Here is a 15,191-nt window from a genome sequence, read left to right on the forward strand (position 1 = left end):
ACTCATTACAGGACTCCTCTATATATTTTTTGAATCACTCAGGCAGTTAAATGGACGCTTTACTAAAGCATGCTCAAGATCTTGCTAAAACTACAATTCAATCCTATCACCCAATTGAAAAAAGAATTGCGTATGTTGTAAGTCACGGCCAAAGCTACGCAAGCAATGGCTACGCTATTCGTACCCAGGGAGTTGCTGAAGCACTTAATCAACATGGTCTTGAAACGCTGTGTTTTGTTCGCCCTGGTCGACCATGGGAGCTAGGCATCCCAAAAGGGTCAGTACAGCCGGAAATGATGGTAAACGGTGTTCGTTACGTCCATAGTCGTTGGGCGGGAGACAAGACTCCAGTCAATGAAAAAGAACATCTTGTTCAGAGCGTGCAAGCCTATGTAGAGCTATTTAAAGTCTATCGCCCTGCTGCAGTTCTAGCGGCATCTAACTGGATAGTAGGCCTACCTGCTTGGATAGCGGCTACGCAATTAGACTTGCCGTTTTATAATGAAGTTCGTGGGTTTTGGGAACTCTCTAGAGATGCACGAGAGCCAGGCTATGCTCAAACAAGAGAGTTCAAACAAGAAGCTGAGCGAGATGCTTTTGTAGCCAAGCAAGCGACATCGGTTTTTACGTTGAATGAACCGATGCGACAAGAACTCTCAAAACGTGGTATCGATAGCAACCGTATAGACATTGTGTCTAATGGTGTAAGCCATCTACCTATCATCAAACCAGTCGATCCAGCTTTGAAGAAACAGCTTGGAATTGATAAAGATGATAAGGTAATTGGCTATATCGGCAGTTTTAGTGCATACGAAGGCCATGAATTATTAATTGAAGCCTGTGATAAAATAGTCAAGCAGGGTGAAAAACTTAAATTATTGCTAGTAGGCGATAGCCAGCCTGTAACCGCAAATGATAGCGGAACAAAGATGGAAAAGTATCCTTGGCTAATACAGGTTGGCCGCGTATCTCATGAGCAGGTGGCAGAGTACTATGCGCTGATAGATACCATCGTTATTGCTCGCAAAAAACTACCTGTTTGCGAGTTGGTGCCCCCGATGAAAGCTGCTGAGGCACTGTTCTACGGTAAAAGGCTGGTGGTATCAGATGTAGCGCCATTGAACGAATACACCCAGAAATATCAGGATGTGCAGACGTTCGAGTCGGGTAATGCCAAAAGCTTGTCCACAGCCCTTCAGGGGGCACTGAAGCTGCCCGCGCCTAAGCCGACTAGCGAACTGCTTCTCTCGGCGCATATCGAGCCGGTGGTGAGGGCGTTGAAGAGGGAGGAAGGGCAGCAGGGCGGAGAGAGTGGACCTATTATTGAGCAGCCAGAGGTTGACAAACCTCAAACGCAGTCAAAAACGCTGCCCAAGTCCGCTACCGTGATGCCAGCAGTGGAACCTATAAACAAGGCTCAAACCAACCCCACCCAGAACAGAACCATCAAACTGACGCGAGATGTCACTTGGCAGAGGTTTGATCTAAACGGCGCTAATGTCATTCGCATTCTTGGTAACGTCAGTATCAAGCATGGCGGAGGTAAGGCCGGAGTGCTACTGATAGAGCTATTCGACAAAGATGGCAAGAAGGTTTCTCTGGATGAGGTGAATCTGCCGAAGTCAGAAGTGTTCGGAGGTAGTTTCGTATATCTCGAGGATACAAAAGGCAAGAAGGTACAGCTGACATTTGTTGATACTGCTAAGAATATCGAATACGTCAGGATAGGCTTTACGCTCTTCCAGGCAACCGATAAAACAGACATTGAGGTTTATGAGCTAGAAGCAAAGGCAACCAAGTTTGCCTCGCAGGCAGTGCCAGTTTCTCGTGGTGCCGAAAAGCCTAAGCAGGCCTCTGATTATAAAGTGGCTATTATTGCTGATGAGTTCACCAGTAATAGCTTTTCTGGTGAGTTTCAAGCCTTCCCGCTAGAGCCTGATAACTGGCTGGATGTTTTTCAAGATCACCAGCCTGACATCTTCTTCTGTGAGTCAGCATGGGCCGGCCGTGATCCTTTGAAGCGGCCGTGGCGTGGGAAAATTTACGCAAGCACTAATTTTCCTAACGAGAACAGAAAGTCGCTGCTATCGATCATAGAGTACTGTAAAAAAGCGGGCATCCCTACCGTTTTTTGGAATAAGGAAGATCCCACACACCATAACGACAAGGTTCATGACTTTGTTAAAACGGCATCACTCTTTGACTATGTGTTTACTACTGCGGAAGAGTGTGTTGAAAGCTATAAAAATAACTACGGCGTGAAAAATGCCTTTGCGTTGCCTTTTGGTACGAACCCAAGGCTGTTTAACCCGATAGAAAATGGCAAGCGGACAGACCATGTCGTCTTTGCAGGTAGCTGGTATGAAAATCATACCGAGCGCTGTAAAGAAATGAAAAACATCTTGGATCGGTTAATTGATGGTGGTTTTAAGCTGGATATATACAACCGCTACCATGGCGACTCTGATCCTCTACACATTTGGCCCGAAAAATATAACCAATATTTACTTCCTGCCAAGCCGCACCACGAAATGCCTGAAGTGTATAAATCGAGTGTCTATGGGCTAAACTTTAATACAGTGACAGCTTCAACGACCATGTTTGCTAGGCGCGTATTTGAACTCATGTCGAGCAATACGCTGGTCGTGTCAAACTACTCCAAAGGCGTCGATGAAATGTTTGGAGACTTGGTTGTGTTCCCCGACCGCGACCCGCTACGGCTGAAGTCTCTTACTCAGAACGAGGTTGATAATATACGCCACAAAGCCTTGCATGAGGTGCTGGAAAAGCATACCTACAAGCAGCGTTGGCGCAGTATATTGCAAGCAATTGGCCTGCCATTCGTAGAAAATGATACAACACTGACTTTCACATATGTTGTCAAAAGTAGAGAAGAGGCTTCATCAGCGATAGCATGGTATCAGCAGTATGGTATGCAGTTTTCAGAGTCACGGTTACTTCTGGTGGCTGATATCAGTATGGACCCGCTGGACGTTGCTAAGTTTTACCAAGAGTTTAATCGCTTTGGCGTTTCGGTCACCTCGATGCAGCACGCTGAAAAATATGCAATACCAGATCGTTACCGGCCAGTGGAAACCTCTCACTTTGTCGTACTGCGCCCTGGCAAAAATACCGATGCCGGACAGATAAAGAAAGGGGCACTGCACCTACAGTACATGACAGAACACCTTGTGGCGCTAGCAGAGCAGCCTGATCAGCGGCATAAGACGGCACCAGCGACCGCCCATACTATTGTGATGGGAAGTGCAAGCCAGTTTATAGATTGGCTGCATTGTCAAACGAAAAAGTCTTTTTCTAACGTGTATTGGGTATAATGTCATGATTGTTTCCTTTGTGATCCCTTGTTTTAACGCCATCGATAAAATCGGACGCTGCATGGCGTCCCTTGAGAGGCTAAATTTTGACCCCATGCAGTATGAAGTGCTGTTTATAGATGACTGTTCAACTGATGGCACAGATGAGCTAACCAAGAAGGCATGTGCTGATGTAGAACACTGGTATTTTTTTCAGCTTGAAAAGAACAGTGGTTCACCCTCTCGTCCCCGTAATAGAGGAATAGAGAGTGCGCGTGGAAAGTATATCTATTTCCTGGACTGTGACGATGAAATATTGCCGGATGCATTGACCGAACTGACTCAGCTAGCGGAGCAGACGCAAGCCTGTGTGATTCGTTCGGAGCTTTTGGCAAAAGATAGTAAACAACAGAAGCACATGAATCAAATCGAAGCGTGGCACGGTGCACTGTCTAAGAAGCAAAGAGCTGAACTCATTATTCAGAAACAGAGCACAGTACCTACCAGTTTGGTCAAGGCTGAACTGCTCAGAAAACACGATATTCGTTGGGCTGAACACTTGAGGATGGGGGAGGACACTGTTTTCCTCGCGAACGTTTTGGCCCATGCCGAAGTAATTGAGTACCTAGCTTCGCCAACGTATGTCTATTTCAAGATTCCTTCAATGACACCCGCCAGTACCCAGCGCTATGGACGGCGCGAGCTTACCGACCACCTTGAAGTATGGTCGACAACACAGCGGCTGCTTGAACCGTTAGGGATTAACTATATCGAGTCCCGTCTCAACGTGGGCTTAAGAGTGGCAATCGAAAACCTGATTTTCAAAAATCCGGGCGATGTTGATGAGGCTACATTCAGTGCGTTTTCAAGGTTTGTAAACCACCACTGGCCAGTAATTAAGAAATTCAACTATTCGAAGCGTATAAGCGATGTTTTGGCTTCAGTGAGATCTGGATTATTTTCAACATTTTTGGGCCTGGCGAAGCCAAGATTGCTTATTGCTGGTCATGACCTTAAGTTTATTAAAGATGCTACCGCTGAGCTAAGCCAGAATTTCGATATCCGGTTTGATGAGTGGAAGGGCCATGCGATCCATGACGAAGCGCAAAGTCGTGTATGCCTGGAATGGGCTGAGTACATTTGGTGTGAGTGGCTATTAGGCAATGCGGAGTGGTATTCAAACCATAAAAAGCCACATCAGCGGCTAGTCGTAAGAATGCACCGTATGGAGCTGGCACGTGACCACGGCGTCAATATGGATATTGAAAAAATTGACGCCGTTGTTGCCGTGTCAACTTACTTCTTTGAGCGACTTCTAGAAAAATATCCTAATATTCCGCGTCATAAAGCACGCCTGATGCATAACTATGTGCGTGTAGACGACTACGATACTACTTGGCACCCTGACCGACTTTTCACGCTAGGCATTATTGGTGTTTTGCCTTCTCGAAAGGGCTACAAAAAAGCGCTAGAAATCCTTAAAAAACTCAAGAGCCACGACAGTCGATTCAATCTTAAAGTATTTGGAAAGCGAGCTGAGGACCTTGCTTGGGTTGCAAAGAATCCAACGGAGATGGCCTATTTTGCTGATTGTCAAGCCTACATAGAAGAAAACGGGCTGCAAGGCTCTGTAGATTTCATAGGTCACGTAAATATAAAGAAAGAGTTAGCGCGACAAAAAGTAGGCTATGTCCTTTCGGTCAGTGACCCTGATCTCGATTTCCCAGGGCCAGAAAGTTTCCACCTTGCTATAGCAGATGGCTTTTCAGGCGGAGGGGTTTCATTGGTTCAGCATTGGCCCGGGGCGGAATATATTTGGCCTGAAAAATGTGTCGTAAAAGATCAGGAGGAACTGGTTAGTAAAGTGATACAGTTCCAAGAAGGGCGTATGGGTTTTTCTGAAAGCTCTAGGCTCGGAATACAGTTTCTGAAAGAAAATTACGATGTATCAGGTTTTTCAAAAGAATTTAACGATTTATTTATGGAGCTGTGATGAAAGTTGTTCCCTCAACCCCGCTTAAAAAAACACGTTGGCCCTGGCCAAAAATGAATGTCGATGAGGTGGCTAAACGTGCATTAGGTAATGAAATATTTATGCCTAATATTGGTTACGTTAATATAGGTGATATTAATAAGTGGGAGGCGGAGCTCGGCGGTGCTGCAAACTCAAAAAAGCTTTGGATTAATTCTCTGGTTACCCCGCATGCATGCCTTGCCGAATCAAAAGGACATGTTGATCACCCGTGCTTCAAGAAATCAGTTGATTTAATTAAGGCTTACCTTAATCAGTATGACTCTGGTCAGGGAGTGTTCGATATTTCATGGAAAGACGAGCACGCTGTGTCTAACCGTCTTTTTGTTCTTTGTGCATTCATTCATCATCTTGTCGGAGCGGAAGAAGCATCATTATCCCAGCTCGAGCTTTTGTATCACGCTGAAAGGCACGCCCAGTGGTTGTCTCATGATGAGCATTACGTCAAAAATAATCATGGCGTGATGATGGATCTATCCTTGGCGCAATACTCTGTTCTTATACGGGATGTTGATTCAAAGCAGGCGGACGGTTATTTGGAGATCGCGCTAAGGCGGCTTCGGATGATGCTTGATGACACATTTGATTCTCAAGGTTGCTGTACAGAGAACAGTCCAACGTACCACTTCGTCAATTACTCCCTATTCCTTTCGATTTTTTCCTTCCTGAAAGAGTATGCACAGGACTGTGCTTTAGATGGCTGGGAAGAGACTCTTGAAAAATCTAAGGGTGTCGGAGCAATTTTATTGCGTCCAGATGGCACTGTGCCCTTAATCGGTGATAGTGAGTCTAAGCTAGGGACCTTTTTCCCGAATGTAGAGCCTGAACTTTCAAAGGGTGTTGGGTATTACCCAGAAGCAGGCTTGCTCGTCCTCTCTGACGATAATGTTCACTTTACGTTTCGTGCTGGGGGGAGTAAATATTCTCACCGTCATATTGATGACTTAAGCATCACCCTCTGGGCAAGCGGGAAAGACTTTATTGTAGACTCTGGGCTTTATAATTACGATATTGGAGATAAGCTGAGGCGAAGGTTTATTTCCGCAGCTTCGCATAGTGGCTTCTACCTTAAGTCACAGGGGAATGTGCTATTTAAAAATTTCGAAACTCCAGAGCACATGTCTAACTTTACGGCTTTCGAAAGTTTTGACGATAAAGAATTCAAGGTTTCAGCTGCTCAGCGACTGTCAAGTGAATGTGAAGTGCAACGCAAAGTCTCATATGGCGTAAATGAGATAAGAATTGTTGATTTCTTTGGTGCGGACACAGTTCAGGAGTGGCGATATCAGCTTGTTCTCCATCCTAAAGTTAATGTGTATCAAGGAAAAGAGAAGGGAGAGATTCTTCTCTCTAGAGAAGGGGTTGAAGTGAAGTTTAAATATGCTTTAAATGAATATGATGATATTAATGTTTCGCAAGAGCATAGCTATTACTCAGAAAAATTCATGGTTTGTGAAGAGACCAAGATCCTTGTTATTAAAGGGGTTTCTAGTAGTGTTAAGTTGGAGACGTCATTTCTTGTGTGCTAAAAACTGTAGCACGCGTCACGGTTTTACTAGGAAATAATGAAGCGGTGATATGAATTCTCTAGGTTTTATCAGGGGGGGCATGTTTATTTTGTTGTGTGCTGTGGTAGAGAGGATGAGCTTGGTTCTGGCAATTGTTGACTACCACTTCACCAACGGTGGTGTTTCCCGGTATAAAAAGTTCGCTTACTTCCTTGAGGAAATTATTTGGAACAGCAGGTTGGCTCTGATTTGGGTGCTCTTTTGCAAGTCATGTGAGTGAAGGATTCTTAAGTTGTGAGATGGCTAAAGGCTTAGAAACGCTTCGTCAGCAAAGCCCTGGCGCTCGTTAGTTGTAGTATGTAGTGGTGACTAGGCTGAGTTTCGTGTTGTGTTTGCTGAGCGTAACATTACCAGTTTGTTTGAAGGCGGTTTCTTTGGCGGTCCCGATACCAAAGATGAGATCCTAGCCCGGGAATTATGCCAGTCTATGTAACTTGGTTAGAGAACTATGCTGATAAGTTCCAAGTCGCTATATATGCTTGGGTTTTGATTACCAACCATGTTCATCTGCTATGTATACCCTCTGCGCCTGCTGCTGCCACTTCTCTGATGATGTAGGCGCTTGGGCGGAGCTATGTGCAGTATTTAAATTGGCGTTATATGCGCACGAGCACCTTGTGGGAAGGGCGTTTTCGTTCTTCGCTGGTGCAGGATAAACCTATTTGCTTCAGATCTACCGCTATATAGAGCTAAAACCCGTTAGAGCGGACATGATGGATGATTAGGCGGATTACTCTTGGTCAAGCTATCAAAGCAATGCCTTGGTTAAGTCGATTGAACTGTTGACACCGCACTCACTTTATCTGGATTTGGGCCAGGCCGCTTCTGGACGGAAGTTGCGTTACCGCGAGCTTCTCTTATATCAGGTGGGTGGCGAGTTGCTGAGTGATATCCGTAAAGCCGCTAACAAAGGCTTGGTATTGGGTAATGAGCGTTTTGTGGCCAGGTCTAGGCACTGACCGGAAAAGAGTTGCATGAGAAGAAAAAAGGCAGGCCAGTTGGTTGGAAAAAGAAAATTAAAATGGGTATCAATTCAATTGACACATACCTCGTATGTTAACTTAGTTATAAAAATAGACACATAAGGCGCAAGACCGATGACTGAAGAAATATCAGCTTTAGAAAGAAAGCTGCTAAAGGCGCAAAATGAGCAATCCGATAAAATTACACGCGATCTGCTAATTGTTCAAAATCGGCTTTATGCCCAGCTTGAAAGTCTTTCCTGGCTACAGCGCCGCTTGGTCATTAAAGGCCAGTTGCCGCCGTTACGTGGCTGGGCGACATCGCCAGATGTTTTGTTGCGCTTGCATGCTCATATTATGGCAGTACGACCAAAAGTGGTGGTGGAGTGCGGTAGTGGTGCATCTACACTGGTGATTGCTGATGCTTTGCGCCAGAACGGAACCGGAAATTTGATCTCGTTGGAGCATAGTGATTACTATGGCGCGCAAACCTTTAGAACATTACAGGCTGAGTCACTAGAGAGCTGGGTAGATCTGCGTATTGGTGATCTGGAAGCTTGGGAAGGTGAGCACCTGAATCCTGATGATGCTGAAAAGCCCTCTCGCTGGTATCCGGTATCCTTGTTGAAGGGCATCGAACGGGTTGATTTGCTATGGGTGGATGGGCCTCCAGGGGCGACTTGCCATTTTAGCCGTTATCCAGCGCTGTCAGCATTGGCTAATAAGATGTCACCAAATGCCGAAGTTTGGATGGATGATACGGTCCGTCAGGAAGAGAAGGACATCTGTGAGCGTTGGGCGAAAGATTATGGCTTTGAGCTGGAGTATTTTCCGCTTGAAAAAGGTTTAGGTCGACTTACTCGACGTTGCAGTAGCGATTTAATTAATCAACCAATTGTGATCGAGTCAGGTGAGCGTTCTACAGATCAGGACGGAAGCGACCAAATGTTTGATTTTTCATTGCCCGAAAGTGATAAAGGGTAGTTTTCGGCTGATATTTTAATTATTAATGATAGAAGACTTCGTTCCCCCAGCCACGTTTAGAGAACAATTTTGACTAGTGTAAGAATGAATATCAATGAGTCCAACTTCACGTTGGGAAACCGTTCACTTAGGCAAGGGGATCTTGCTGACGCAGAAAAATATTTCACTCTAGCACTGAGGGGAAATCCCCCTTCAAAGGTGAAGTCGCTTATTGAATTTAATCTTAAACTCATTCGCTCAAAGCTTGATTCTAGTTTAGTATCTTTTGGCACTACAAATATGAATTTGAATGACCAAGAAGGGTGGCATCAAGGTAATGTTGATTCAGTAACTTATTATTCTTCGCACGTAGTAATAGAAGGCTGGTGTACTGAGAGGTCCAACAGTTCAGCAATATTTGAATTGGATGTATACGTAGATCATATAAAGTGTGACGTTATCTACAATGACAGGCCTAGATCTGATTTGCTCAATGCGGATATAAGCAATGGTTTTGGTGGATTTTATATCAAAATCCCTAGCAATCTAATCGCTGAGCTATCAAGTAGAGTAGATATTCGACTACCTAATGGTGAATTGGGCTATACGACTTGGCTTTCTCAATCAGATTTTCCAGCTAAAACGATTCCAAATTATCAGCGGCAGCCTCCTCACTCATGTGATTCCTCTCATAATTACTCAGTATTAATATTTCTAAGCACTAATTCGTCTGGTGATTTATTAACTTTTATTGAGAGGTTATCAGAAACCACTAATGCTAATGTCGTAGTTTGTTTGCTTACGGAATCCATTAACTCCAAGCTAAGTGAAGAGTTTTTCGAGGCTGTGAAAAACTGTAAAAATATAGATAGTCAAGTCATTATTGGTCGAGAGCAATATGTTCTCGCAAAAGTCAATTCAGTGATTTCTGATTATCCTAGCTCGGAAGTTATTTTTTTAAACGATGATGTTGAATTCGGCCCACGTTGGCTAGAAGGCTTTCAGCGAGCAGCATCCATTGATAGTATTATTGCCACCATCTCACCTTATTCAGATTATGTATTTCGAAGCTTAAGCGTCTCTGAAGTTTATTCTGATATTAAAGTTGCTCCCTCAATGTTTCGCCGATTTAGTCAAGGGGCATATCCGTCCATACCTTTGCCACTCATCGACACTGGTTGCATCTATATTAGACGCTCTGTGCTTGATACATTAGGTGGTTTACCAGAGATTAGCTCAGCTGACTCTCCACACGAAGCTTTACATTTAAGCATTGAGCAATTTGCTATGTCTGCCAGCGAGCAGGGCTACCATCATATTCTAGATGATCGTACCTTGATTAAGTCCAAGCCTTCAAATGATGACCAAGGTATTGATCAATTCAGTGTGTCTGAGGAACTTAGTAAGTTATTCGAACAATTTAGGCGCAGTTCAGCATATCAAAATATTGCCAGTATCTATCGCTATGCTAGTGGAGTCACTGCACAAGAGCTGACTCTGCCTCGAGTGTTATTTGTTATTTCTATTCAATCAGGTGGCACACCTAAAACGAATAATGACCTTATGGGCGCGCTTAGCGACCAAATTGAGCCTTGGCTTCTTCAATGTGATTTGCAGCAGATGTCTTTGTCACGTTTGCATAATGGTAAACTGCATTTAATTCATCAACATCATTTTGATGTGGAGCCAGTGAGCCCCATCACCCATGACTCCCCTGAATATAATCGTGTTGTTTGGCAATGGCTGTCGGAATACGATTTTGATGTGGTACATATTCGTCATTTAGGTTGGCATAGTTTGTCTTTACCGCGTTTTGCAAAAGAGCAGGGCGCAAGAGTGGTTTATTCATTTCATGACTTCTATAGTATTTGTCCATCGGTAAAACTACTGGACAGTCAGTCACGTTATTGTGCTGGGTACTGTTCGACTTCTAAGCCCAATCATGAGCAGGATTGTAGAGTTGAGTTATGGCCCCAAGACAGTTTCCCGACTTTAAAAGGGCAGTGGGTACATCGCTGGCGTGAAAAGTTTAATCAAGCATTGCAATGGTGTGATCAATTTGTAACGACGCATGACAGTGTTCGCGATACGTTGCTTAAATATCTGAGTCTCGATCATCAAAAGTTTATGGTTATTCCCCATGGGCGAGATTTCAAAAGGCTTGACCATCTGGCTGCATCCTATAATAAGGGACAGCCTTTACGTATTCTTTTGCTTGGCACGATCCATCTTTCCAAGGGGACTGAGATTGTACGTAAACTGCTCGAAATTGATTCAAACGGACTGCTAGAGTTTCATATCTTAGGTGAATCCGATATTGATTGGACGCATCCAAGATTGGTTATCCATGGTGCTTATCAACGAGAAGAAATCGCTGATCGTATCGGCGCAATTGCTCCGCATATTGGTGCTGTGTTTTCGATTTGGAATGAAACATGGTGCCATACCTTAACTGAGCTATGGTCAGTAGGTTTACCGGTATTAGCTTTAGAGTATCCAACCATTGGCCAACGGATACGTGATCATGGTGCCGGTTGGCTGATAGACCAAGAGGTACTTGAACAGATGACTGATAGCCAGGATTTGTTTGATATGATCATTGCATCGCTGGACTCGGTCAAATCTCAACTACAGTCATTGCATAAAAACGGCTCTATCAGTGACAGTGTTGAGCAAATGGCTCAGCAATATATGTCGCTGTATAAATTAGACCCGCGATAGTCAACCAGTGGCGGCTCACAGTGATAAAGTTATTAAGTGGTGATCATTTGGATTTGTATATTTGGAAGGTCGTGTGAGTGAATTAACCGTTGAGCAATTGAGAGATGTCTTTGATTCTGAGTTTTACTTAAGTACCTATCCTGACATTGCCGCCGCAGGAGTGGAACCATGGGGGCATTATTTGCATCATGGCTTTAACGAGAGTCGTCTACCATGTCAGTTTCAAGCATTACAATTAGAAGAGCTTCTATGGCAGGAGCAAAGTGAGGATCGAGTCGAGCAACTTAAGCAGCTGCTAACTAACTCGAATACACTAGAACAGGGGCTTGCTGGTTGGGTTTTGGCACGTTGGTTTGGCAGTTATCGCCAATGGTCGGAAGTAGAGGGATATCTCACGCTATTTTTTGCAAGTGGTGCAAGATGCTTGGTGCCGCACCAAGGGCCGTTGCTACTGTATTTTTCTTCGCTCTACTACCAAGATCAGCTAGCTGAAGCGAGAAGCTTTTTAGATAAAGTAGCCATACCAGAATTTCCAAAATCTGCAGATCTTGTGCTTGCTTTGTCTATGGTTTGTTCAGGCGAAGATAAGTTTCATTATATTAATCGTCTTTGGCGGACAAATGGTTTAGAGCAAGCGGTTTATAAGGAAGAAAATCATGTTAATGATGCTAACCTTTTTGATCTGCTGCCAAATTTCTTCACAAGCCCTAGTAATATAGAGAGTCAGGATGTAGAAGGGCCACTAGTATCAATCATTATTCCTTGTTACAACGCCCAGGCAACGATTACAACGGCTTTACATTCTTTGCTAGCGCAAACATGGCAAAACATTGAAATCTTAGTGGTCGATGATGCCTCAACGGATCTGAGTGCTGAGGTTGTTTCCGGCTTGGCTAGGCAGTATCCGAAAATAACTATATTCCGACATCTGCAAAACCAAGGGGCGTATGCGGCGCGCAATACGGCACTTGCCTTGGCAAAGGGTGACTATATCACTGTGCACGATGCGGACGATTGGTCCCACCCTAATAAGATAGAAAAACAGGTCAAATGCTTACGCCAAAATAATCAGCTTCAAGCCTGTGTCACCCATTGGGTACGTTCTTCCAATGAACTAGCGTTTGAGCGCTGGCGTATCGAAGATGCATGGATTTATCGTAATGTCTCATCGCTAATGTTTACGCGTGAGGTTTTTACAACATTAGGCTTTTGGGATCGCGTTTCGGTTAACGCTGATACTGAATACTATTATCGAATTTTAAAGACTTATGGTCATACCTCTATTGAAGAAATTTTGCCTGGTACGCCTTTAGCCTTTGGTCGAGTGTTAGAAACGGCGTTGACTAGTCAAGGGGCTACGCATCTTCGAACCCAATTTAAAGGCTTGCGCAAGGACTATCATGAGGCTGCCTTGGCATGGCATGAATCCGCTCAAAGCTTATACTTGCCACAATATCCATCACAACGTCCATTTGATGTGCCGCAGGCTATGTGTCGTCGTTTAGAAAATAATCAAAGAAAGCCATCAAGAAGCTATCTAAAGTTAGACAATGTTGTAGAGGTTGGTTTTATAAAGCAATACCAGGACGCTCTTAACCGTGGTGATGAGGAAAGTGCCAGTGAGTTGATAAAGTGGATACCAAAAGTAATCTACGAGTAAGCATCTTAAACTGAATAAATACATTTGCGCTTTTATTGTATTAATAATTGTAATTTCTTAAGTGGTAGGTAAGATTCCGATTATTATTTTTATGAACCTAAAGGATATTAGGATTTTTATATGTGCGGTATTGTAGGCTATATAGGTAAAAAGGAAGCAACAAGCATTCTTTTGAGCGGTTTGAAAGAGCTGGAATATCGTGGTTATGACTCAGCTGGTATTGCTGTATTAGAGAGTGATGGTGTTCATACCTATAAAGCGGTTGGCAAACTAGACAATCTTGTGCAAAAAGTAGCGACTTATCGCACCAAGGGGACGGTGGCATCTATTGGACATACTCGCTGGGCAACCCATGGCAAACCAACTGAAATCAATGCACATCCACACGGGCTTTTGCATAGCCAAGTGGTGCACAATGGCATCATTGAAAACTACGTCACACTAAAAGACTCTCTTGAGACATCTGTTATTAGCCAAACGGACAGCGAAGTCATTGTTCATATTTTTGAACGTGAGCTAGCGAAATATGACTCTACCTTAGAGAATGCAAAGTTAGCTTTTGAAGCTACCTTGTCGTACTTGCACGGCGCCTATGCAATTTTGTTAGTGACAGAGCAATTTCCTGGTTATGTCTTCTTTGCAAGAGAAGGGTCTCCGCTACAGTTATCATTTGAAAATGATGAGTGTTATTTCGCCTCAACGGATTCTCCATTAGTTGAGCACTGTAATCAGACTGTTTATTTAGAAGATGGTCAATGGGGCGTTGCAAGCCATAATTCACTTGAGCTTTTCAATGCTTCTGGTAATGAGGTCATTCCTCAGTTTTCTGCTCTTCCTGCTAGCAGCTTAAGTGCGAAGAAAGAAGGGTTCCGTTATTTCATGGAAAAAGAAATCTATGAGCAACCTGCAGTGGCTGCGGATATCCTAAATGGTCGAATTCAAAATGAGCGGGTTGCTTTGAGCGAAGTGCCAGCAGACTGGCTGGCGGAATTCACTTCAGTGACGCTTTGTGCTTGTGGTACGAGTTATCACGCGGCATTAGTGGCTAGCTACCTATTGGAGCGCCATGCGAAGGTTGCTTGTAAAGTTGAAATCGCCAGTGAGCTGCGCTACCGAGATCCTATTTTTGATCCAAATGGTTTATTTATCGTTATTTCTCAATCGGGCGAAACTGCTGACACATTGGAAGCGATCAAGCTTGCCAAAAAACAAGGGATTGCAACTCTTGCACTATGTAATGTAGTTAACAGCTCTATCGTTCGTGAGGCTGAGCATAAGATTCTATTACGTGCTGGTATTGAAAAGGGCGTTGCTTCTACTAAGGCATTTACTGCGCAGGTACTTACTTTATGGTTGCTATCAGTATATTGGGGGCAAGCCAAGAACACGCTGGACTTGCATGCTGTTAAATATGAAACGTTAGCGATGCGAGCATCGCTTGATGCGCTAAAAATTAGCTCTAATATGCATGAAAAACTTCATAGACTTTCAAAACGATATCTCCATGGGCACGGTTTTTTCTTCATAGGGCGTGATATTTTTTATCCATTAGCTCTTGAAGGAGCGCTCAAGCTTAAAGAAATCAGTTACTTACATGCCGAGGGCTATCCGGCCGGTGAAATGAAGCATGGCCCCATTGCATTGGCCGATGATCAACTATTCACTATCGCGTTAATGGCCAGATCGACACTGTACGATAAAGTTAAAAGTAATGTTGAGGAACTTTCTGCGCGAGATTCGATGATTGTTGCCATTTCCTCCATGCCATTTGAGCTTGCGGATGATTTAATTTTAACCAATGAGCACGAGCACCCTATGCTTGAGTTTTTCGAGATGCTTGTTGTTGTTCAGCTGCTTTCAATGGAAATTGCAATGCGACTTGGTAATGATGTGGATATGCCTCGAAACTTAGCGAAGAGTGTGACGGTGGAGTAGCTATTCCATCCTAGCTTTGATTTGATTGAAAAATAA

At 43.9% G+C, this 15,191-nt stretch carries 7 protein-coding genes; all 7 read left to right on the forward strand.

Annotated elements, in window-relative coordinates:
- Positions 1-50 precede the first annotated feature (50 nt).
- The 7 genes from ACXAC1_RS16740 (at position 51) to glmS (ending at position 15,155) form a co-directional block, all read left to right on the forward strand.
- Entirely contained in the window at positions 51-3,335 is a 3,285-nt protein-coding gene (locus ACXAC1_RS16740; RefSeq protein WP_475062935.1) for a glycosyltransferase, read from the forward strand.
- 4 nt (positions 3,336-3,339) lie between these two features.
- Positions 3,340-5,307 (forward strand): glycosyltransferase, encoded by a 1,968-nt coding sequence (locus tag ACXAC1_RS16745; RefSeq protein ID WP_475062936.1) that lies wholly within the window; start codon positions 3,340-3,342, stop codon positions 5,305-5,307.
- Positions 5,307-6,875, forward strand: a complete 1,569-nt coding sequence (locus ACXAC1_RS16750) for a heparinase II/III domain-containing protein (protein ID WP_475062937.1) — start codon at positions 5,307-5,309, stop codon at positions 6,873-6,875. The genes ACXAC1_RS16745 and ACXAC1_RS16750 overlap by 1 nt, the downstream gene beginning before the upstream one ends.
- Before the next feature lie 1,136 nt (positions 6,876-8,011).
- Entirely contained in the window at positions 8,012-8,860 is an 849-nt protein-coding gene (locus ACXAC1_RS16755; RefSeq protein ID WP_475062939.1) for a class I SAM-dependent methyltransferase, read from the forward strand.
- Positions 8,861-9,139: 279 nt separating this feature from the next.
- Positions 9,140-11,560, forward strand: a complete 2,421-nt coding sequence (locus tag ACXAC1_RS16760) for a glycosyltransferase (RefSeq protein ID WP_475062941.1) — start codon at positions 9,140-9,142, stop codon at positions 11,558-11,560.
- Between the two features lie 73 nt (positions 11,561-11,633).
- The gene (locus tag ACXAC1_RS16765) at positions 11,634-13,220 is read left to right on the forward strand and encodes a glycosyltransferase family 2 protein (RefSeq protein ID WP_475062943.1); all 1,587 of its coding nucleotides are present in this window, start codon (positions 11,634-11,636) and stop codon (positions 13,218-13,220) included.
- Between the two features lie 120 nt (positions 13,221-13,340).
- Positions 13,341-15,155: a glutamine--fructose-6-phosphate transaminase (isomerizing) gene (gene glmS / locus ACXAC1_RS16770; protein ID WP_475062944.1), complete on the forward strand. Its 1,815-nt coding sequence runs from the start codon at positions 13,341-13,343 to the stop codon at positions 15,153-15,155.
- Positions 15,156-15,191: the final 36 nt, after the last annotated feature.

This window comes from Marinomonas sp. AWM4_232, from assembly GCF_056158325.1.